We start from the raw sequence: 23,735 nt of genomic DNA on the forward strand, positions 1-23,735 counted from the left end.
CCCCCGGCGCTGCGGAAGCGAGGCGGCATGTACGACCCCGATCCACCGTTCCGGCCGGTCCGCCGGCGCACGGGCTACCTGCCCCTGGAGGACCTCGGCCTGATCGGGAACGGCGCGACCGCCGCGCTGGTCGGCCTGGACGGCGCCATCCCGTGGATGTGCCTGCCCCGGTTCGACTCCGAACCGCTGTTCTGCGGCCTGCTGGACCACGCCCGGGGCGGGCACTTCACCCTCGCCCCGGAGGACCTGGTCGAGGCCAGGCAGCGCTACGAACCGGACACCGGCGTCCTGATCACCGAACTGCGCTGCCCCACCGGCCTGGTGCGCGTCACCGACGCGCTGACCGTGCGCACCGGCGCCGACCTCACCGACGACGCCCCCGCCGACCGCGGCGAACTGGTGCGCTCGGCCGTGGTGGTGGACGGGAGCGTCCGGCTGCGGGCGGAGCTGGAGCCGCGCGGCGGCGCCCAGGCCCGGGCCCTGTTCAGCGGACTGGAGGTCCGGCCGAACCGGCGCCCGGACCTGCGGCTCCACCTGCGCTCCAACCGCCCGTTGAGCGGCCTGCGCAGCACCCACGAGCTGCGCCGGGGCGAACACCTGGACCTGGTGCTCTCCTGGGGCCGCTTCCACCGGCACCACCGCTTCGACGCCGAGGCGACCCTGAAGGGCACCGCCGAGGCCTGGCGCCGCTGGATGGGGCACTTCGCGTACGACGGCCCCCAGGAGCCCCTGGTCCGGCGGGCCGCGATCACGCTGAAGCTCTGCGACGACTGGGCCAACGGCTCGCTGGTCGCGGCGCCCACCTCCTCGCTGCCCGCGCCGATCGGCGGGACCCGCAACTGGGACTACCGCTACAGCTGGATCCGCGACGCCGCGTTCGCGGTGTTCGCGCTGCGCCGGATCGGCTTCCGCGGCGAGGCCGACGCCTTCCTCGGCTGGGTCCTCGACGCCTTCGAGGCCAGCCGGGGGCCCCGGATCATGTACGACCTGCGGGGCGGCCTGGTGCCGGACGAGGTCGAGGACGGCGAACTGGAGGGCTACCAGCGCTCCGCGCCGGTGCGCTGGGGCAACGGCGCGGCCGACCAGCGCCAGCACGACGTCTACGGCGAGATCCTGGACTGCGCCGACCAGTGGCTGCGGGCGGGCGGCGAGATCCAGCCCGGGCTGTGGGACGGCCTGGCCGGGCTGGCCGACACCGCCGCGCAGGCCTGGCGGCAGCCGGACCAGGGCATCTGGGAAGTGCGCAGCGAGGGCCGGGTGTTCACCTACTCGGCGGGCCTGTGCCAGGTGGCCCTGGACCGGGCCGCGCAGATCGGCGAGCGGCTCGGCCTGTCCGCCCGGACGGACCTCTGGCGCGCCTCGGCCGAGGAACTGCGCCGGCTGATCCTGGAGCAGTCCTGGGACGAGGACGCCAAGACCCTCAGCGCCCACCTGGACGGCGGCGGCACGCTGGACGCGAGCCTGCTCGCGCTCCCGCTGCGCCAGGTGGTGCCGGTCGACCACCCGCGGATGGTGGCGACCGTCGCGGCCGTCACCGAGCGGCTGTCGGCGGGCGGCGGGCTGCTCTACCGCTACCTGCACGAGGAGTCCCCGGACGGCCTGCCGGGCGACGAGGGCGCCTTCGTGCTGTGCAGTTTCTGGCTGGTCGACAACCTGGTCGGCCAGGGCCGGATCGACGAGGCCGAGGAGCTGTACGCCTCGCTGTGTTCCCGGGCGAGCCCGCTGGGGCTGATGTCCGAGCAGATCAACCCGTCCACAGGAGAGTTCATGGGCAACTTCCCCCAGGCGTTCAGCCACATCGGGATCATCGCCGGCGGCGTCAGCCTCGGCCGGGCCAGGGGCGGGCGGGGATGATCGACCGGCTCGCGATCCTCGGCGCGACCGGGGACCTCAGCGCCCGCTTCCTGCTGCCGGCGCTGGCCGCGCTGCGGGCGGCGGGGCACGTCGGCGGCTCGCTGCGGGTGACCGGGGCGAGCCGGGAGGACTGGGACACCGGGCGGTACCGCGCCTGGGCCGAGGAGCGGCTCGACCGGCACGGCGGGGACCTCCCGGCCGGCGCCAGGAAGGCGGTGCTCGACGCCCTGGACTACCGGCGGGCCGACGTCACCGACCCGGCCGACGTCGCCGCGGTGGTCGCCGGCGAGGGGCCGGTGGCCGTCTACCTGGCGCTCCCGCCGGCGCTCTTCCCGGCCGTGGTCACCGCCCTGCACGCGGCGGGCCTGCCGGCCGGCAGCCGGATCGTCCTGGAGAAGCCATTCGGCGAGGACCTGGCGGGCGCGCAGGAGCTCAACCGGCTGCTCGCCGACCTGGTGCCGGAACAGGCGGTGTTCCGGGTCGACCACTTCCTGGCCATGACGACCGTCCAGAACGTGCTCGGCAGCCGGCTCGCCAACCGGGTGCTGGAGCCGATCTGGAACAGCACCCACATCTCCCACGTGGACATCGTCTGGGACGAGACGCTGGCGCTGGAGGGCCGGGCCGGGTACTACGACCACGTCGGGGCGCTCAAGGACATGGTCCAGAACCACCTGTTGCAGCTGCTCTGCCTGGTGGCGATGGAACCGCCGATCACGCTCGGCGAAAGGGACCTGCGCGACCGCAAGGTGGACGTGCTGCGCTCGGTGCGGCCGCTGACCGAGCACGACGTGGTGCACCGCACCCGGCGGGCCCGCTACCTGCCCGGCCGGATCGGGGAGCGTGAGGTTCCCGCGTACGCCTCGGAGGAGGGCGTCGACCCGGAGCGCCGCACCGAGACCTTCGCCGAGGTGGAACTGGAGCTGGACAGCTGGCGGTGGGCCGGCACGACGTTCCGGCTGCGCAGCGGCAAGGCCCTGGGCGAGGACCGCAAGGAGGTCGCGGTGCACTTCCGCCCGGTGCCGCACCTGCCGTTCGGCCACAGCGGGGAGGCCCGGCCCAACGTGCTGCGGTTCGAGCTGGAGCCGGAGGGGCTGGCCCTGGAGCTGACCGGCATCGGCGCCCACGCCCACGGGCTGGCGCCGATCCTGATGACCGCGGGGATGGAGCCGCAGCAGCTGCCCGCCTACGGCCGGCTGCTGCTGGACGTCCTGAACGGGGATCCGGCGCTGTCGATCCGCGGCGACGAGGCCGAGGAGGCCTGGCGGGTGCTGGAACCCGTGCTGACCGGCTGGGAGCGGGGCCTGGTTCCGCTGGACGAGTACCCGGCCGGGTCGCAGGGGCCGCCCGCGACGTGGCGGTAGGCGCTCCGATGCCCCTCGGTGGTGAGCGCCGCGCCCCGTGCGTCGTGGTCATGGGGGTGGCCGGCACGGGCAAGTCCACGGTGGCCAGGCTGCTCGCGGAGCGGCTGGGGGTGCCCTTCGCGGACGGGGACGACTTCCACCGTCCTGGCTCCATCGCCCGGATGGCGGCCGGCATCCCGCTCGACGACGCGCGGCGCGGGCCCTGGCTGAGGGCCGTCGGGCGGTGGCTGGGCGAACGGGACGCGGCGGGCGGCGGCGGGGTGATCACCTGTTCCGCGCTGAAGCGGCGCTACCGGGACACCCTGCGGGAGGCCAGCGCGGACGCCTTCTTCCTGCACCTGACGGGCAGCCGCGAGCTGCTGGCGGAGCGGATCGGCGGGCGCACCGGCCACTTCATGCCGCGGTCGCTGCTCGACTCGCAGCTCGCCGAGCTCGAGCCGCTCCAGCCGGACGAGCGGGGCGCGGTGCTGGACGTCGGCCCGGCTCCCGGCTCGCTCGTCGAGGAGGCCCTGGGGCTGCTGCCGGGGCCGGATGATGTCACTCGCGGCACATCCGATTGATTCCGTCGCGTTCCGCCCCATCCGTCACAGGCGCCCGGGAAATCACTCGGATATTGCCGCGAATGATTGTTCGAGTGACTGGTGAGATCTGAACCTTGTATTTTCAGCCAAAGAATGTGCGCCCTCATCGGCCGTTCCGGCCACGGTCGGGAGTCGCACCTGGGATTTTGGGGTTCCGATTACCGCTGGAGTCGCTTTCCGTTCAATCGGTAGGGGTTGCGAGCGGATGAGCCGCCGTGAAGACTGTTGCGCGTTCGCCGTCCGGACGTTCGGGACGGCAGGGATTGCGCGACTCCTCGGCCGCGTCGGCGCGTACCGCGCGGCGGGTGCGGGGGCGGATCGCGAATAAGGGGGATGGACATGCCGGATACGGCCATTGTGCAGGTGGGGGCCGGGAGAGCGGTCCGTCGGCGGGGGGCGGGTTTCTGTTGGACCGTTCCGGTGGGGTAGGGGTATTCGACCGGTTCGCGGTTCACCGCGCGCCCTTGTGCGGGGCCGCCGTTCACCGCCCGGCGGAGGAATTCCGGTCGCATTCGCACCGCCCGCTCCGGGCGCGACGGTGCGTCCCCGGAACGGCTCCGCGTGGCCGGTGCGGCGCCCGGTCGGCGGGTACCCGGGGAATCCCGTTCCCGGGGCGGCCGGCCGGCGCGGGCCGGGCGTGCGCCGAATCCCCTCGTTCCCGCGCGTCCTGAAGCGGGCGCATCGAGCAGTCGGCACCGAAGGCCGGGGAATTCCCGCTGTGCCGCACACCAATCCGCAATTCCACCGCGGCGCCCGGCGCGCCCGCGGCCGAGAACCAGTGGGAGCTTCCGCCATGCCGTACGCCAGCCCGGCGCCCGTCCGAGAACGGGCGTCGCTCCTCCCGCGCGGCGAGCTGCAGCAGCGGCTCGACGCGCTCGCGCGGACCCACCGGGTGCCCGGTGCCCAACTGGTGCTGGACACCGGCGCGGAGACCGTCGCCCTGCACACCGGGGTGGCGGACACCGGCACCGGCGAGCCCTTCACCGAGGACACCGCCGTTCCGGTCGGATCGCTCACCAAGCCCTACACCGCCGCCCTGGTGATGCTGCTCGCCGACGACGGCGACCTCGACCTCGACGAACCGGCGGCCGAGTACCTACCGGAGCTGAGACAGCTGCCCGAAGTAACGATTCGCCACCTGCTCGGCCACACCGGCGGACTGCCCACCGGACCGGACTCCGACGCCGCCGCCCGCACCACCGCGACGCGCTACCTCTCCGCCGTGTGCACCGCCCAGGACGCGCTGTTCCGGCCCGGGACGGACTTCTCCTACTCCAACGCCGGCTACGTCGCCGCCGGGCGCCTGGTCGAGACGGTGACCGGGATGCCCTGGCGCGAGGCGGTGCGCGCTCTGCTGCTCGAACCCCTCGGCACCACGGCCGTGTTCGTCGACACCGCAGCCCCCGGGCGGCCCGTCGCCACCGGCCACGCGCTCAACGCCGCGACCGGCCTGGCCCGGGCGGTCCGGCAGAACCTGGCCCCGCTGGAGGCCCCGGCCGGCGCCCTGCTGGCGAGCGCCGCGGACCTCGCCGCCCTCGGCGCCGCCCTGGTCGGCCGGGTCAAGGCACTGCCCCCGGACGTCGCCGAGCTGATGCGCCGCGCCCTGCCCGGCGCCCGGCCCGGAGCGCTCGCGGACGGCTGGGGCGCCGGAGTAGCGCTCTACCGGCAGGACGGCCGGCTCTGGTGCGGCCACGACGGCAACGCCATGGGCACCTCCTGCCACCTGCGGGCCGACCCGGACAGCGGCGTCGTGGTCGCCTTCACCGGCAACGCCGCCGCCGCCACCGCCCTCTGGCGGGAACTCGCGGCCGAACTCCAGGAGTCGGCCGGGGTACGGGTGCCCGCGGCGATCGATCCGGTGGGCGCGGCCGGCCCCGTGCCGCTCGCCGAGGCCGCGGCCCTGGCCGAGTGCGCGGGCGACTACCGCAACGGTTCGATCCGCTATCGGGTCGAGTCCGCCGGCGACGGACCGGCCACCCTCTCGGTGGACGGCGACCTGCCGCTCCCGCTGCGCTGCTACTCCGACCTCTCCTATGACCTGCTCGACCCGGACACCGGCCGCCCCGAGCCCGGCGGACGCTTCCACCGGGACGCGGCCACCGGCCGGATCGACCGGGTGCAGGTCTCCGGCCGCACGGCCCGCCGGGCCGCCGCCGGCTGAACCGGCCGGCCCCGCCGCCGCAACCCCGCACTCCCGTGCCACCGCCACACCGTTCCCCGGGCCCGAGGGGCGGCTACCGCCTGCCCCGGTGCCCTCGTCGTCGCCCCCATCGGAAGGACCTTCCGCCATGGCCGACCGGCCTGCCCAGCCCGTGCGCCCGCCCGCTCCGCCGCAGGCCGGCGGCACCGTCGAAGCCCCGGGAGCCGTCGCACCCCGGACCCTCGACGCGCTGTTCGCCGCCCAGGCCGCCCGCACGCCCCACGCCCCCGCGGTGACCGACGGCCGGCGCGCCTGGACGTACCGGGCCCTCGCGGAACGCGTCGAGCGGCTGGCCCGCGAGCTGCGCCGGCGCGGCGCCGGACCGGAGCGCACGGTGGCGCTGGTCCTGCCGCGCTCCATGGAACTCGTCGCAGCCGAACTGGCGGTCGTCCGGGCGGGCGCCGCCTTCCTGCCCGTGGACCCGGCCTACCCCGCCGAGCGGCGGGCGCTGATGCTCGCCGACGCCGACCCCGTGATCGTGCTGGACGACCCGGCCGCCGTCCGCGACACGCTGGAGACGGGCGACCCGGCCGCCGTCCACGACACGCCGGAGACGGGCGACCCGGGCGTCCCGGCCGTGGCGGGCACCGACCACCCGGCATACGTGATCTACACCTCGGGCTCCACCGGCACCCCCAAGGGCGTGGTCGTCACCCACCGCGGGATCGCCGGCTTCACCGCCGCCGCCGTCGAGAACTACGCGGTCCGGCCCGGGGACCGGGTGCTCCAGTTCTCCTCGCCCAGCTTCGACGCCTCCGTCCTGGAGCTGTTCGTCTCCGTCCTCACCGGCGCCACCCTGGTGATCCCCCCGGACGGCCCCTGGCTGGGCGAGGAACTCGCCGCCGTCCTGGACGAGCACCGCATCACCCACACCCTGATCCCGCCCGCCGCCCTGGCCACCGTCCCCGCCGGCGCCGGCCACCACCTGCGCACCCTGATCGTCGGCGCCGAGGCCTGCCCCGCCGAACTGGTCGACCGCTGGGCGCCCGGCCGACGCATGATCAACTCCTACGGTCCGACCGAGGCCACCATCGTCGCCACCTGGACCGGACCGCTCACCGCCGGCACCGGCACCCCCGGCATCGGCGACGCCCTGCCGCACGCCCGGGTGCACGTCCTCGACGAGGCCATGCGGCCCCAACCGGACGGCGTCGACGGCGAACTGTACCTCGGCGGCGAGGGCGTCGCCCGCGGCTACCTCGGCCGCCCCGGCCTGACCGCCGCGCGCTTCGTCGCCGACCCCTTCGGCCCGCCCGGCGCCAGGCTCTACCGCACCGGCGACCGGGCCCGCCGGAACGCCGACGGGGAACTGGAGTTCCTCGGCCGGCTCGACCGGCAGGTCAAGGTCCGCGGCTTCCGGATCGAGCCCGGCGAGATCGAGGCCGCGCTGCGCGCCCACCCCGCCGTCGACCAGGCCGTCGTCATCGTCCGCGAGGACGAGCCGGGACACACCCGGCTGGTCGGCTACGCCACGCCCGCCGACCCGGGGCACGCCCCCGACCCGGCCGAGCTGCGCACCGCCCTGGCCGCCGCGCTGCCCGCCCATCTGGTGCCCGCCGCCGTCGTCGTCCTGGACGCGTTCCCGCTCACCCCACAGCTCAAGATCGACCAGCGGGCGCTGCCCGCGCCAGCCCGGCGCACCGCCGCCGCACCGCTCGCCCCGCGCACCGGGCGGGAGCGGGACCTGGCCGCCATCTGGGCCGAGGTCCTCGGCCACGACGCGGTGGGCGCCGAGGACGACTTCTTCGACCTCGGCGGCGACTCCGTCCTCGCCGCCCGCACCCTGGCCCGGATCGCCGAACGGCTGGGCGCCCGGCTCACCCTGCGGGACGTCTTCACCGCCCGCACCGTCGCCGCCCTCGCCCCGCTGCTCGACCGGCCGGCCACCGCCGCGCCGAACGAGCCCGTCCCGCCCGCCCCGCGCGGCGAACCGCTGCCGCTGTCCAGCGCCCAGCGCCGGCTCTGGTTCCTGGACGACCTCACCCCCGGCGGCAGCGCCAACAACACCGGCGTGGCCCTGCGGCTGCACGGCCCCCTCGACCGGGCGGCCCTCGGCCGGGCCCTGCGGCGGCTCACCGCCCGGCACGACTCGCTGCGCACCACCGTCGCCACCGTCGACGGACGGCTCGTCCAGCGGGTCGCCGACCGGGCCGAACTGCCGCTGCGCACCGAGGACCTCGGCGCCCTGCCCGCCGGGGAGCGCGCCGCGGCGGCCGAACGCCTGCTCGCCGCGGAACTGGCCCGGCCCTACGACCTGACCACGGGCCCGCTCACCCGGCTGCTGCTGATCCGGCTCGCCGCCGACGAGCACCTGCTGCTGCTGGCGCAGCACCACATCGTCACCGACGGCTGGTCGGTGGGCGTCCTCACCCGCGAACTGGCCGAGCTCCACCGGGCGGAGGCCGCCGGCGAACCGGACACCCTGCCCGCCCCCGCCCTCCAGTACCCCGACTACGCCCACTGGGAGCAGCGCCGCCGCACCGACCACGCACCGGACCTCGCCTACTGGAAGCGCACCCTGGCAGGCCTGCCGACCCTGCGGCTGCCCACCGACCGCCCCCGGCCCGCCCAGCGCGCCGGCCACGGCGCCGCGCACCGCCACCACCTCCCGGCCGGGCTGGTCGAGCGGCTGCGCCACCTCGCCGCGGGCCGCGGCACCACCGTGTTCACCCTGTTCGCCGGGGCGTCCGCGCTGCTGCTCTCGCGTTACTCCGGCCAGCGGGACGTGGCCCTCGGTACCGTCACCAACGGGCGGGAGCGGTGGGAACTGGAGGAGGTGACCGGCTTCTTCGTCAACACCGTGGTGCTGCGCGGCGACGTGGACGAACGGGCCACCGTCGACCGCTTCGTGGAGAGCATGCGCACCACCCTGCTGGACGCCTTCGCCCACGCCGAGGTGCCGTTCGACCGGGTGGTCGAGGAACTGGCCCCGCCCCGCGACCCCAGCCGGACCCCGCTGGTCCAGGTCGTCGTCGTCCAGCAGACCCCCACCACCCCGGCGCCCACCGGCGGACTGCGCTTCACCGACCACCCGCTGCCCCGCCCGGCCGCCCGCTTCGACCTGGTGCTGGAGTTCACCCCCGACGAGGCCGGTGGCTGCACGCTGACGGTGGAGTACGACACCGACCTGTTCGACCGGCGGACCGTGACCGCGCTGGCGGACCGGCTGCACCACCTGCTGGCCGGGATGGCGGACGGGCCGCAGCGCACCCTCGCCGAACTGCCGATGATCCCCGAGGAGGAGCAGCGGGCGCTGCTCGACGCCCGGAAGGCACCCGTGGAACTCCCGGGCGCCCTGGCGGCCGCCCTGCCCGGGTGGACCGGGGCGTACGTCCTCGACCGCGGCCTGCGCCCCCAACCCATCGGCGTTCCAGGTGAGTTGTACCTCTCCGGTGACTTCCCCGAGCAGCCGGGCGAAGGCGATGAGCGGTTCGTCGCCGACCCGTACGGTGCGCCGGGGGAGCGACTGTACCGCACCGGGGAACTGGTGCGGTGGACGGCCGACGGCGAACTGGAGCACCTCGGCCGGGTCGAGCACCGGGCCGAGCCCCGGGGGCCACGGACCGACCCGGAGGAGGCGGCGGAGGCGCTGCGGCGCTGCCCGGGCGTGGCGGAGGCCGCCGCCGTCCTCGCCGAGGGCACCGGGCGGCTGGTCGGCTACGCCGTGCCCGTCCCCGGCGGCCGGATCGAGCCCGAGGCGGTGCGCCGCACCCTCGCCCTGACCCTGCCCGACCACCTGGTCCCCGCCGTCGTGGTGCCGCTGCCCGCCCTGCCGCTGGGCCCCGACGGCACCCTCGACCGCGGCCGGCTGCCCGCCCCGGGACCGGCCGCCTCCGCCACCCGGCACGTCGCCCCCCGCACCCCCGCCGAACGCGCGCTCGCCGGCATCTGGGCCGAGGTGCTGCGGCTGGAGCGGGTCGGCGCCGACGACAACTTCTTCGACCTCGGCGGCGACTCCATCCTCGGCATCCAGGTGGTGGCCCGCTCCCGGCAGGCCGGACTGGCGGTGACCTCCCGGGACCTCTACCGCCACCAGACCGTCGCCGCGCTCGCCCTGGCCGCGGAGGACGCCCAGGCCCCGGCCGCCCCCGCGCCGGTCGCCGCCACCGGTGACGCCGTACCGACCCCGATCCAGCGCTGGTGGTTCGAGCGGGCCGCCGGCCGGGCCGGCCACTTCGGCCAGGCGCTCTCCCTGCTGCTGCCCGAGGACCTCGACCGGGCGGCGCTGGAGGAGGCCCTGAACGACCTGGTCGCCCACCACGACGCGCTGCGCTCGGCCTTCACCGCCCCGGACGACACCGGGGCCGTCCGGTGGCGGATCCGGCAGCCGGCCGCCCGGATCACCCTGGCCCGGCACACCGGCCCGGACCGGGACACCCCGCACTTCGGCCCGTACGACCTGGGCGGCGGTGGGCCGCTGCTGCGCGCCGTGCTGCACGAGCGCGCCGAGGGGCGCCCGCCCGTCCTGCACCTGGCGGTGCACCACCTGGTGGTGGACGGGGTCTCCTGGCGGGTGCTGCTGGAGGACCTCGACACCGCCTACCGCGCCCGCCGGGACGGCCGGGACGGGGCCGCCGCGCTGCCGGCGAAGTCCTCCCCGCTGCGGCAGTGGGCCGAGCGGCTGAGCGCCTTCGCCGCCGGGGGCGGCTTCGAGGACGAGAGCGCCTACTGGGCGCGGGCCGTCCCCGCGCACGGCGCCGAGCCGTTCGCGGCGGAGCTCGCCGGCCCGGACACCTACGCCACCGAACGCTCCGTCACCGTCCGGCTGAGCGCCGCCGACACGGCCGCGCTGCTGCGCACCCTGCCCGACACCTACCGCACCCAGGCCAACGACGTGCTGCTGAGCGCGCTCGGCCGGGCGCTGTGCGGGGAGAGCGGGCTGGAGCGGGTCGTGGTGGACGTCGAGGGCCACGGACGCGAGGAGCTCTTCCCCGACCTCGACCTCAGCCGTACGGTCGGCTGGTTCACCACCCGCCACCCCGTCGCCCTGGCCGTCCCCGCCGGAGCCGACTGGGACACCGTCCTCAAGCAGGTCAAGGAGCAGCTGCGCGCCGTTCCCCGGCGCGGCCTCGGCTTCGAGGCGCTGCGCCACCTCGGCCGCCCCGGCACCGCGCCCGAGATCCCGCCGGCCCGGATCGGCTTCAACTACCTGGGCCGCATCGCCCTGCCGGACGACCCGGACGGGCTGTTCCGCGGCACCTTCCGGCCGCTGGAGCTGGACGCCGACCCGGCCGTCGAACGCCCCCACCCGCTGGAGGTGGTCGGCCGCCTGGACGGCGACGCGCTGGAGTTCACCTGGTTCCACTCAGCCGCCGTCCACCGCGGCAGGACCGTCGAGGCACTGGCCCGGCGCTTCGCCGCGGAGCTGGCCGACCTCGCCCGCCACGCGGCCGGCCCCGGCGCCGCCGGGCGCACCCCGTCCGACTTCCCGCTGGCCCGGCTCGACCAGGCGGCGGTCGACCGGATCACCGGCGCCGACCCCGGCGCGGTGGAGGACGTCCTGCCGCTCACCCCGACCCAGTCCGGCATGCTGTTCCACAGCCTCGCCGAGGAGGACAGCGGCGCCTACTTCCAGCAGCTGGACTTCGTCCTCGACGGGGTGCCCGACCCGGCGCGCCTCGCCGAGGCCTGGCAGTGGGTCACCGACCGCACCGCGGTGCTGCGCGCCCACGTCCGCTGGCAGGAGGTGCCCGAGCCGCTGCTGGTGGTGCACCGCCGGGTGGCCGTGCCGGTCACCCACCTGGACTGGCGCGAGCTGCCCGAGGAGGAGCGCCGCACCCGGACGGCCGAACTGCTGGACCGCGACCGGGCCCGGGGCCTCGACCTGGCGAAGGCCCCGCTGCAGCGGCTGCTGCTGATCCGGCTCTCGGAGGGCCGGGTGCGGGTGCTCTGGTCCTTCCACCACCTGGTGCTGGACGGCTGGAGCCTGTTCCAGGTGCTCTCCGACGTCTTCGCGGTGCACGCCGCCCTGGCCGGCCCGGGAGCGGACGTCCCGTACGGCAGCGTGCCGGAGCGCCGCCCCTACCGCGATTACCTGGCCTGGCTGGCCGAGCGCGACCACACCGAGGCCGAGCGGCACTGGCGCACCCGCCTCGCCGGACTGGCCGAGGCCACGCCGCTGCCGTACGACCGGGAGCCGGTGCGCAGCCACCGCGCGGAGTCCACCCGGGCCGTGCCGTTCGCCCTGCCCGCCGCCGCGACCAGGGCCCTGGAGGACCTCGCGCGCGGCTCCGGGCTGACCCTCAACACGCTCGTCCAGGGCGCCTGGGCGCTGCTGCTGGGCCGCCGGGCCGGGCGGGCCGAGGTGGTGTACGGCACCACCTCCTCCGGGCGGCCGCCCGAGCTGCCCGGCGTCGAGACGATGACCGGCCTGTTCATCACCACCCTGCCGACCCGCACCACGCTGCCCGCCGACGGCACCCTGCTCGACTGGCTGCGGACCCTCCAGCGCGAGCAGAGCGAGGACCGGCGGCACGGCTTCGTCCCGCTCGTCCGGATCCGGTCCTGCACCGAACTGCCCGAGCAGACCGCCCTGTTCGACAGCCTGGTGGTCTTCGAGAACTACCCGGTCGACGAGGACGCGGCCGACGCCCACGGCCTGCGGCTGCGCGACCTGGACGGCATCGAGACCACCAACTACCCGCTCGCCCTGCTGGCCTACCCGGGCCCGGAACTGTCGCTGCGGCTCTGCTACGACCCGCGGCTGTTCGACGAAGCCACGGTGCGCCGCCTCGCCGGGCAGCTCACCGCCGTCCTGGCGGGCCTGCCCGCGGGCGCCCACCGCCCGCCCGCGCGGCTGCCGCTGCTGACCGGGCAGGAGCGCCGGCGCGTCCTGGTCGACTGGAACGCCACCGCCGCCGAGGAGCCCGCCGCCGACATCGCCGAGCTGTTCGCCGCCCAGGTGCTCCGCACCCCCGGCGCGATCGCCCTGGAGGCCGGCGACCGACACCTGACGTACCGCGAACTCGACGCCCTGGCCGCCGAGCTGGCCGCACGGCTGAGCGCGCACGGGGTCCGGGTCGAGCAGCCCGTCGGGGTGCTGATGGAACGCTCCGTCGACCTGGTCGTCGCCCAGCTGGCGCTGGTCCGCACCGGCGGGGTGTACGTGCCGCTGGACGGCCGGGCACCGCGCGAGCGGCTGCACCGGATGCTGGCCGAGGCCGGCGCCGACCTGCTGCTCACCGACGCCCACCGGGCGGGTGCGGCCGCCGAACTGCGCCCCGCCGAGCGGGTGCTGCGGGTGGACCTGCCCGGCGACCGGCAGGCCCCTGCCCCGGCCCCGGCGGCCGTCCACCCCGACAACGTCCAGTACCTGATGTTCACCTCGGGCTCCACCGGCACCCCCAAGGGCGTCGCGGTGCGCCGCCGGGACGTCGCCGCACTCGCCCTGGACCGCGCCTTCGCCGGCCACGACCGGGTGCTGGTGCACTCCCCGCACGCCTTCGACGCCGCCACCTACGAACTCTGGGTGCCGCTGCTGCGCGGCGGCACCGCCGTCCTCGCCCCGCCGCAGGACCTGGACGCCGCCGCCGTCCGGCACGCCGTCACCGAGCGGGGCGTGCGCTTCCTGTGGCTGACCGCCGGCCTGTTCCGGCTGCTCGCCCAGGAGGACCCGGGCTGCCTGCGCGGCGCCCGCGAGGTGTGGACCGGCGGCGAGGCGGTGCCCGGCGCCGCCGTCCGCAAGGTCCTGGCGGCCTGCCCCGGCCTCACCGTGGTCGACGGCTACGGCCCGACCGAGACCACCACCTTCGCCACCCGCCGGGCCTTCCGGGCCGGCGACGACCTGCCCGCCGTCCTGCCGATCGGCCGCCCGCTGGACAACACCCGGGTGTACGTCCTGGACGGCGCGCTCCAGCCGCAACCCCCGGGCGTCACCGGCGAGCTGTACATCGCCGGGGCCGGCCTCGCCCGCGGCTACGCGGGCCGCCCCGGCGAGAGCGCCGCCCGCTACCTCGCCGACCCCTTCGGCCCGCCCGGCGGCCGGATGTACCGCACCGGCGACACCGTCCGGTGGAGCGAGGACGGCGAACTGCACTTCGTCGGCCGCGCCGACGACCAGATCAAGATCCGCGGCTTCCGGATCGAACCCGCCGAGATCGAGGCCAGGCTCACCGCCCACCCGGCCGTCGCCGAGGCCGTCGTCTCGCTGCACCAGGACGCCGGACGCAAGCGCCTCGCCGCCCACCTGGTCCCCGCCGAGGGCGCCGAGCCGCCCGGCGCCGCCGAACTGCGCGCCCACCTGGCCGCCGACCTGCCCGACTACATGCTGCCCGCGGCCTTCGTCACCCTGCCCGAACTCCCGCTCACCGCCAACGGCAAGGTGGACCGCCGCAGGCTCCCCGCCCCCGACTGGTCGGCGGGCGGCGACCGCCCCCACCGCGCCCCCGGCACCGACCGCGAACGGCTGCTCGCCACGATCTGGTCCGAGCTGCTCGGCGTCGAACGGGTCGGGCTGGACGACGACTTCTTCCTGCTCGGCGGCGACTCCATCCTGAGCATCCAGGTCGTCTCCCGGGCCCGCGCCGCCGGACTCGCGCTCTCCCCGCGCGACCTCTTCCGGCACCCCACCGTCGCCGCCCTGGCAGCGGCCGCCGGCAGCGCCGTCACCGTGGCCGGCACCGAACCCGTCAGCGGCGAGGTCGGCCTGACGCCGATCCAGCACTGGTTCCTCGACCCGAACCCGCCGCACGCCGGGCAGTTCGACCAGTCCGTCGTGGTGGAGGCCCCCGGTGCCGTCGACCCGCAGGCCCTGCGCCGGGCGCTGGCCGCCCTGTGGGCGCACCACGACGCGCTGCGCTCCCGCTTCACCCGCGCCGAGGACGGCACCTGGCGGCAGCACTGCGCCCCCGCCGACGAGGCCGCGCCCGAGCTGCTGGAGGTGTGCGCGCCGGGCGCCGCGGACGAGGCCGCGGACCGCTCCTTCCGGCTGGACGACGGCCCGCTGCTCACCGCCCGTCTCCTCACCGGCGACGGCACCCGGCCCGACCGGCTGCAGCTGGCCGTCCACCACCTGGCCGTCGACGGCGTCTCCTGGCGGGTCCTGCTGGAGGACCTGGAGACCGCCTACCGGCAGGCCGTCGAAGGCCGCCCGCTGCGGCTGCCCGCCCGCACCAGCTCCGTCCGGGAGTGGGCCCGCCGGCTGGCCGGGCACACCGCGGCCGGCGGCTTCGCCGGGCAGCGCGCCCACTGGGCGGCCGCCGCCCGGGCCTGCGCCGAGCCGCTGCCGGTGGACGGCGAGGGCGGCAACACCGCCGCCGACCTGCGCGAGGTGACCGTCCGGCTGGACCGCGAACGCACCGACGCCCTGCTGCGCCACGTCCCCGCCGTCTACCGCACCCGGATCGACGACGTGCTGCTCACCGCGCTCGGCCGGGTGCTCGCCGACTGGACCGGACGCCGCACCGTCGCCGTCGGCCTGGAGGGCCACGGCCGCGAGGACCGCCTGTTCGACGGCCTCGACCTGTCCCGTACGGTCGGCTGGTTCACCTCGCTCTTCCCCGTCGCCCTGGACGTCCCGGCGGGCGACTGGGGCACGGCGCTCAAGGCCGTCAAGGAACAGCTGCGGGCCGTGCCCGACCGCGGCCTCGGCTACGGCGCGCTGCGCCACCTCGCCCGGGACGAGGCGCTCACCGACGCGCCCGCCCCCGGCATCAGCTTCAACTACCTGGGCCGCTTCGACTGGTCCGCCGACGGCGCCGCCCTGGTGCGCGCCGTCCCCGGCGGCCTCGGCGGCACGGAGGCCCCCGGCACCGAGCGCCCCCACCTGCTGGACGTCGTCGCCCGGGTCGAGGACGGCCGGCTGGAGATCGGCTGGTACTTCAGCGCCGGCCGGCACCACGCGAGCACCGTCGACGGGCTGGCGCGGGCCATGCTGGGCGCGCTGGAGGAGATCGTCGCCCACTGCGCCGAGCCCGGCGCCGGCGGCCGCACCCCGTCCGACTTCCCGCTCGCCCGGCTCGACCAGGCGGCCGTGGACCGGATCGCCGGGGACGGCCGATCCGTCGCCGACGTCTACCCGCTGACGCCGATGCAGGCCGGGATGCTCTTCCACAGCCTGCTCGACCCGGACGGCGACACCTACGTCAACCAGGTGCAGCTGGTGCTGTCCGGGGTCATCGACCCGCACGCGCTGGCCGAGGCCTGGCAGCAGACCGCCGACGCCAACGCCGTCCTGCGCACCCGGCTCAGCTGGCAGGACGGCGCCGAACCGCTCCAGGTCGTCCGCCACCGGGCCGCCGTCCCGGTGACCCACCACGACTGGAGCGGCCGCCCCGCCGAGCAGGTCGAGCGGGACACCGCCCGGCTGCTCGCCGAGGACCGTGCGGCCGGGCTCGACCTCGGCGCCGCGCCGCTGCTGCGGCTGACCCTGATCCGGCTGACCCCGACCCGGGTGCGGGTGGTGTGGACCTTCCACCACGTGCTGCTCGACGGCTGGAGCGCCGCCCAGGTCTTCGACGAGGTCTGCGAGCGCTACGCCGCCCTCACCGCCGGCCGCGCCCCCGCCCCGGTGGAGCGCGCGCCCTACGCCGACTACCTGCGCTGGCTGGCCGACCAGGACCGGGCGCAGGTCGAGCGGTACTGGCGCGACACCCTGGCCGGCTTCCCCGCCCCCACCGAACTGCCCCGGGACCGCCGCCCGGCCGGCGCCCACCGCGCCTCCTCCTCGGCCTCGGTGCGGGTCGCGCTCGGCCCCGAGCTGTCCGACCGGCTGCGCGACACCGCCCGGCAGGCCGGGGTGACCGTCAACACCGTGCTCCAGGGCGCCTGGGCGCTGCTGCTCTCCCGCTACGGCGGCGGGCAGGACGTGGTCTTCGGCACCATCGTCTCCGGCCGGCCCGCCGAACTCCCCGGCGTCACCTCGATGGTGGGGCTGTTCATCAACGCCCTGCCGACCCGGGTGCGGATCGACGCCGCCCGCCCGCTGCTGGACTGGCTGCGGGAGGTGCAGGACCAGCAGTCCGAGGCCCGCCGGCACGACGCCGTCTCGCTGGCCCAGCTCCAGGGCTGGAGCGAACTGCCCGGCGGCACCGCCCTGTTCGACAGCATCGTGGTCTTCGAGAACTACCCCTTCGACGCCGAGTCGCTGACCAGGCACGGCCTCGGCGTGGAGACCGAGCACGTGCTGGAGCCGACCAGCTACCCGCTCAGCGTGGTGGTGGCACCCGGCGCGGACATCGAGGTCAGCCTGGACCACGACCCGGCCGCCTTCGACACCGCCACCGTCGAACGGCTCGGCGCGAGCCTGCGCACCCTGCTCGCCGGGATGGCCGCCGGCCTCGACCGGGCGGCCGGCGACCTGCCGCTGCTGGACCCGGCCGAGGGGCGCGCCCTGCTGGACCGCCTCGCCGGCCCGGTCCGCGAGGCACCCCGGCGGACCGTGCCGCAGGCCTTCGCCCGGCAGGCCGCCCGCACCCCCGACGCCCCGGCCGTCCGCTCCGGCGACGAACAGCTGACCTACCGGGAGCTGGACGAACGCTCCAACCGGCTGGCCCGGCTGCTGATCGAGGCCGGGGCCGGCCCCGAGCGCTTCGTCGCGCTCGCCCTGCCCCGCACCGTCGAGCTGGCCGTGGCACTGCTCGCGGTGCTCAAGAGCGGCGCCGCGTACCTGCCCGTCGACCCCGGCTACCCCGCCGAGCGGATCGCCTACCTCTTCGAGGACGTCCGGCCCGACGCCGTGGTCACCGGCGCCGACGCCGGGCAGCGGCTGCCGGACGGCCCGTACGCCCGGATCGTCCTGGACGACCCCGCCTGCCGGGAACGGCTCGCCGCCGCCCCCGCCGAGCCCGTGCGCGAGGAGGAGCGGCACGGCGCCCTGCTCCCGGAGCACCCCGCGTACGTCATCCACACCTCCGGCTCCACCGGCCGTCCCAAGGGCGTGGTGGTCGCCCACGCCTCGGTGCTCGCCCTGACCGACTGGGCCGCCGCCGAGTTCGCCGGCCACGGCCTGGAGCACGTGCTCGCCGCCACCTCGCTCAACTTCGACGTGTCGGTGTTCGAGATCTTCGCGCCGCTGCTCTCCGGCGGCCGCGTGGAACTGCTGCGCGACCTGCTGGCCCTGGCCGAGCGGCCCGGTCCGCTGCGGGCCGGCCTGCTGAGCGCGGTGCCCTCGGCCCTCGGCGGACTGCTCGCCGACGGCGCCGTCCACCTCGCCGCGGACACCGTGGTGCTGGCCGGCGAGGGACTGCCCGCCCGCACCGTGCGCCGGGTCCGCGAGGCCGTCCCCGGCTGCCGGGTGCTCAACGTCTACGGCCCCACCGAGGCCACCGTCTACGCCACCGCCCACACCTGCGACCCCGCCGACCCGGACCGCGACCCGCCGATCGGCCGGCCCCTCGGCGGCGCCCGCGCCTACGTCCTGGACGAGCGGCTGCGCCCGGTGCCCGTCGGCGCGCCGGGGGAGCTGTACCTGGCCGGCACCGGCGTGGCGCGCGGCTACCTGCGCCGCCCCGGGCTGACCGCCGGGCGCTTCCTGCCCGACCCGTACGGCCCGCCCGGCAGCCGGATGTACCGCACCGGCGACCGGGTGCGCTGGAGCGCCGACGGCGAACTCGACTACCTCGGCCGCGCCGACGACCAGGTCAAGGTGCGCGGCTTCCGGATCGAACTCGGCGAGGTCGAGGCCGCGCTGGCCCGCCACCCGAGGGTGGCGGCCGCGGCCGCCCGGGTGGTCGACCAGGACGGCCACAAGCGGCTGGTCGGCTACGCGGTGCCGCGCGACGGCGCGCTGCCCGGCCCGGCCCAGTGGCGGGACTTCCTCGGCCGCACCCTGCCCGACCACCTGGTGCCCGCCCTGGTGGTGCCACTGGAGCGGCTGCCGCTCGGCGCCACCGGCAAGCTGGACCGGCGCGCCCTGCCCATCCCCGTCCCCGCCCCCGCGGCCCAGGGCACCGGGAGCGACCGGCAGCCGGGCACCGACACCGAGCGGGCCCTCGCCGCGATCTGGCGCGAGGTGCTCGGCGTGCCCGAAGTGAACGCCGACGACAACTACTTCGCCCTCGGCGGGGACTCCATCCTCGGCATCCAGATCGTCTCGGCGGCCCGCCGGGCCGGCCTCGCGCTGACCCCCCGCCACCTGTTCGCCCACCAGACCCTGGCCGAACTCGCCCGCGCCGCCGAACGGTCGCCCCGCCCCGAGCCGACCGCCGACCAGGGCGCCGTCACCGGCGACGCCCCGCTCACCCCCGTCCAGCACTGGCTGCTGGACACCCTCGACGGCGACCCGGCCCGGCTCACCCAGTCCGTCTCCTTCACCCTCGCCCCCGACACCGACGAGCCCACCCTGCGCGCCGCCCTGGCCGCCGTACTGGACCACCACGACGCCCTGCGGATGCGCTACGAACCGCTCGCCGACGGCCGGTGGCGCCAGCACGGCACCGCCCCCGGCCAGGCCCCCGACCTGCGCGTCCACGAGGCCGCCGGGGGCGAGCAGCGGGAGGCCGTCCTGCGGGAGCTCGGCGAGCGCCTGGCCGACGGCTTCGACCTGGCCGCAGGACCGCTGCTGCGGGCCGCGCTCTGCCGCTTCCCCGGCGACCCCCGCCCGGTGCTGCTGCTGGCCGCGCACCACCTGGTCGTCGACGCGGTGTCCTGGCGGATCCTGCTGGAGGACCTGGAACGCGCCCACCGCGCCCTGGCCGCGGGCGAGCGGCCCGACCTCGGCGCCAAGACCACCTCCTTCCGGGCCTGGGCCGAGCGGCTCGCCGCGCACACCGCGGCCGGCGGCTTCGACCACGAACTCCCCTACTGGCAGGGCCTGGTGGACGACACCTCGCCCACCGACCCGGACGGCGCCAACACGGCCGACACCGAGGAGTCGCTGACCTTCGCCCTGGGCGCCGAGGACACCCGCCGGCTGCTCCAGGACGTCCCCGACGCCTACCGCACCCGGGTCAACGACGTCCTGCTCTGCGCCCTCGGCCGGGTGCTGGCCCGCTGGACCGGACGCAGCCGGGTGCTGGTCGCCCTGGAGGGCCACGGCCGCGAGGAACTCCTCGACGGCGTCGACCTGTCCCGCACCGTCGGCTGGTTCACCACGATGTACCCCGTCGCCCTGGAGGTGCCCCCGGGCGCCGACACCGGCACCGCCCTGAAGGCCGTCAAGGAGAGCCTGCGCGCCGTCCCGGGCGGCGGCCTCGGCCACGGCGCCCTGCGCCACCTGCGGCCGGTGCCGGGCCTGGCCCTGCCGCGGATCGGCTTCAACTACCTGGGCCGGCAGGACCGGACCGCCGCCCCCGGCGGCCTGCTGCACGCCCCGGCCGGTCCGCTCACCGGCGGCATGGACCGCACGGCCCGCCGCCCCCACCTGCTGGACGTGCTCGGGCAGGTCGCCGAGGGCCGGCTCTCCTTCACCTGGTCCTACTCCCGCGCGGTGCACCACAGCGGGACGGTCGCCAGGCTGGCCGCCGAACTGCTGGACGAGCTGCGCGAGATCGTCCGCCACTGCGCCGAACCCGGCGCCGGCGGCCGCACCCCCTCCGACTTCCCGCTGGCCGGCCTCGACCAGGCCGCCGTCGACCGGCTGGCCGGCAGCGGACGGGAGGTGACGCAGATCCAGCCGCTCACCCCCACCCAGACCGGCATGGTGGTGCACGGCCTGGACGAGGCCGAACACGGCCTGTACGTCGAGCAGATCACCTTCGTCCTGGACGGCGCCCGGGACGTGGGCCTGCTGGCCGCCGCCTGGCAGCACGTCGTCGACCGCACCCCGGTGCTGCGCACCTCCGTGGTGCTGCGCGACGTCCCCGTACCGCTCCAGCTGGTCCACCGTGAGGCCGCGCTGCCGGTCACCGAACACGACTGGAGCGCCCTGACCGCGGCCGAACAGCGCGACCGGCTGGAGGAGTTGCTCGCCGACCGCCGGGGCCGGCCGCTCGCCCTGGACCGGGCCCCGCTGCTGCGGCTCGACCTGATCCGGCTCGGCCCGGACGCCGTCCGGGTGGTGTGGGAGTTCCACCACGTGCTGCTGGACGGCTGGAGCGTCTTCCACGTCCTCTCGGACGTGCTGGCCGCCCACGCCGCCCTCGCCCGCGGCGAGCGGCCCGCCCTGCCAGAGCGCCGGCCCTTCGCCGACTACGTCGGCTGGCTCGCCGCCCGCGACACCGCCGCCGCCGTCGAGCACTGGCGCGGCGTACTGGCCGACCTCACCGCCCCCACCGCGCTGCCCTACGACCGCCGGCCCGCCCAGGGCGACACCGCCCGCTCCGGGGACTGGCTCTCGCACCGGCTGGACGAGGCGGCCACCGAGCGGCTCCAGGAGTTCGCCCGCCGCCACCGGCTGACCCTCAACACCGTGGTCCAGGGCGCCTGGGCGCTGCTGCTGTCGCGCTGGAGCGGCGAACGGCGGGTCTGCTTCGGCACCACCGTCTCCGGCCGGCCCGCCGACCTGCCCGGCTCCGACGGCATCGTCGGCCTGTTCATCACCACCCTGCCCGCCCGGGTCGCCGTCGACGGACGGCAGCCGTGCGCCGACTGGCTGCGCGCCCTCCAGGAGGAGCAGGCCGAAGACCGCCGCCACGACCACCTGCCGCTGGCGAGGATGCACGGGCTGAGCCAGGTCCCGCCGGGCACCGAGCTGTTCGACAGCCTGGTGGTCTTCGAGAACTACCCGGTCGGCGACGCCACGGCCGGCGCGCACGGCCTGCTGGTGCGCGAACTGGACGCCCGGGAGGCCACCAACTACCCGCTCACCGTGGTCGTCTCGCCCGGCGAGCGGCTCGCCGTGGAACTCGGCCACGACCCCCGCCACCTCGACCGGGAGACCGCAGGGCGCCTCGCCGACCAGCTGCTGCACACCCTGTCCGCGCTGGCCGCCTCGGACGGCACCACCCCGCTGGACGAGCTGGACCTGCTGCCGCCCGGCGAACGCGAGCGGCTGCTGCGCGGCCCGGCCCGCCCGGCGCTCGCCCCGGTGCCCCCGGCTACCCTGCCCGCCCTGGTCGAGGCCGCCGCGGACCGGTGGCCGCAGGCCGTCGCCCTGAGCGCCGCCGGCCGGGAGCTGACCTACGCCGAGGCCGAGGTCCACGCCGACCGCCTCGCCCACCGGCTGATCGCGCGCGGCGCCGGCCCCGGGGAGATCGTCGCCCTGCTGCTGCCCCGCTCGGCGGACACCGTGCTCGCCGAACTGGCCGTGGCGAAGACCGGCGCCGCCTTCCTGCCCGTCGACCCGCACTACCCCGAGGAGCGGATCGCGGCGATGCTGCGCGACGCGGCGCCCGCCCTGACCCTGGACGCCAAGGACGTCGCCGAACTCCTGGCCGCCTCGGACGGCGCCCCGGACCACCGCCCGACCGACGCCGACCGGACCCGCCCGCTCGACCCGGACGACCCGGCCTACGTCATCTTCACCTCCGGCTCCACCGGGACCCCCAAGGGCGTCGTGGTCACCCACCGCGGCCTCGCCGCCTTCGCCGCCGCCGAGGCCGAGCACTACCGGATCGCCCCGGGGGACCGGGTGCTGGCCTTCGCCACCCCCAGCTTCGACGCCTCGGTGCTCGAACTGTGCCTGGCCCTGCCGCACGGCGCCCGGCTGGTGGTGCCCGAGCCAGGGCCCCTGCTCGGCGCCCGACTGGCCGGACTGCTGCGGGCGGAGGACATCACCCACACCCTGCTGCCGCCCGCCGCCCTGGCCACCCTGCCGGCCGACACCCCCGGCACCCTGCCCGCGCTGAAGACCCTGATCGTCGGCGCCGAGGCCTGCGGCGCCGACCTGGTCGCCCGCTGGGCCCCGCACCACCGGATGGTCAACTCCTACGGCCCCACCGAGGCCACCGTGGTCGCCACCTGGTCCGCGCCGCTGACCGCGGACGGCGCCGCCCCGCCGATCGGCCGCCCGCTGCCCGCCACCGGCGCCTACGTCCTGGACGCCCGGCTGCGGCCGGTGCCCGACGGCGTCCCCGGCGAACTGTGGCTCAGCGGACCGGCCCTGGCCCGCGGCTACCTCGGCCGCCCCGGTCTGACCGCCGCCCGCTTCCCCGCCGACCCGTACGGGCCGCCCGGCACCCGGACGTACCGCACCGGGGACCTGGTGCGCCGCGACCGCCACGGCGAACTGCACTACCTGGGCCGCACCGACCACCAGCTCAAACTGCGCGGCCACCGGATCGAGGCCGGCGAGGTGGAGGCCGTGCTGACCCGCCACCCGGCCGTGCTGGACGCCGTGGTGAGCATCCGGGAGGACGAGCCCGGGCTGCCCAGGCTGGTCGCCCACCTGCTGGCCGCCCCCGGCACCGAACCGCCGACCGGCGCCGAACTGCGCGCCCTGGCCGCCCGCTCGCTGCCCGGGCACATGGTGCCCTCGGCCTTCGCCGTGCTGAAGCGCTTCCCGCTCACCGCGAGCGGCAAGACCGACCGCGCCGCCCTGCCCGCCCCCGCACCGGAGGAGACCGGGCCGGCCGGGCGGGTCGCGCCCCGCACCCCCACCGAGGAGGCGGTGGCGGAGATCTGGGCCGAGACCCTGCACACCGCCGTCGGCGCCACCGACGACTTCTTCCAGCTGGGCGGCGACTCCATGCGCGCCCTGCTGATCGCCTCCCGGGCCAACGACGCCTTCGGCGTCACGCTCACCCCCCGCGACGTGCTGGTCTCCCGCACCGTGGCCGCCCTGGCCGACCTGGTGGAGGACCTGGTGCTCAGCGAACTCGAAGCCGCCGCGCTGGACGGACCGGAGGAGTCCGCCCTCGGCAACCCCGACGAAGCCGCCGACTCCGGCCGCCCCGACGATGACGAACGGTGAGGAGCCGA

5 protein-coding genes are annotated in these 23,735 nt (G+C 76.7%); all 5 read left to right on the top strand.

The window, feature by feature from the left end:
* Window positions 1–27 precede the first annotated feature (27 nt).
* The 5 genes from ACWDBE_RS00895 to ACWDBE_RS00915 all read left to right on the top strand — a co-directional run bounded on the left by ACWDBE_RS00895 (window position 28) and on the right by ACWDBE_RS00915 (window position 23,727).
* Window positions 28–1,854: a glycoside hydrolase family 15 protein gene (locus ACWDBE_RS00895; RefSeq protein WP_449806725.1), complete on the top strand. Its 1,827-nt coding sequence runs from the start codon at window positions 28–30 to the stop codon at window positions 1,852–1,854.
* Entirely contained in the window at window positions 1,851–3,218 is a 1,368-nt protein-coding gene (locus ACWDBE_RS00900) for a glucose-6-phosphate dehydrogenase (protein ID WP_449806726.1), read from the top strand. Before ACWDBE_RS00895 ends, ACWDBE_RS00900 begins: the two co-directional genes overlap by 4 nt.
* A gap of 8 nt (window positions 3,219–3,226) precedes the next feature.
* Entirely contained in the window at window positions 3,227–3,778 is a 552-nt protein-coding gene (locus ACWDBE_RS00905; protein ID WP_449806727.1) for a gluconokinase, read from the top strand.
* Between the two features lie 814 nt (window positions 3,779–4,592).
* The gene (locus ACWDBE_RS00910) at window positions 4,593–5,960 is read left to right on the top strand and encodes a serine hydrolase domain-containing protein (protein ID WP_449806728.1); all 1,368 of its coding nucleotides are present in this window, start codon (window positions 4,593–4,595) and stop codon (window positions 5,958–5,960) included.
* A 127-nt stretch (window positions 5,961–6,087) separates the two neighbouring features.
* Window positions 6,088–23,727, top strand: a complete 17,640-nt coding sequence (locus ACWDBE_RS00915) for a non-ribosomal peptide synthase/polyketide synthase (RefSeq protein ID WP_449806729.1) — start codon at window positions 6,088–6,090, stop codon at window positions 23,725–23,727.
* The last annotated feature ends 8 nt before the right edge of the window (window positions 23,728–23,735 follow it).

The sequence above is a fragment of the Kitasatospora sp. NPDC001132 genome (assembly GCF_053598415.1).

What these genes read in the sequence shown, in the direction of transcription:
- ACWDBE_RS00895 (WP_449806725.1), top strand. Translation starts at nt 28, where the DNA reads ATGTACGACCCCGATCCACCGTTCCGGCCGGTCCGCCGGCGCACGGGC.
- ACWDBE_RS00900 (WP_449806726.1), top strand. Translation starts at nt 1,851, where the DNA reads ATGATCGACCGGCTCGCGATCCTCGGCGCGACCGGGGACCTCAGCGCC.
- ACWDBE_RS00905 (WP_449806727.1), top strand. Translation starts at nt 3,227, where the DNA reads ATGCCCCTCGGTGGTGAGCGCCGCGCCCCGTGCGTCGTGGTCATGGGG.
- ACWDBE_RS00910 (WP_449806728.1), top strand. Translation starts at nt 4,593, where the DNA reads ATGCCGTACGCCAGCCCGGCGCCCGTCCGAGAACGGGCGTCGCTCCTC.
- ACWDBE_RS00915 (WP_449806729.1), top strand. Translation starts at nt 6,088, where the DNA reads ATGGCCGACCGGCCTGCCCAGCCCGTGCGCCCGCCCGCTCCGCCGCAG.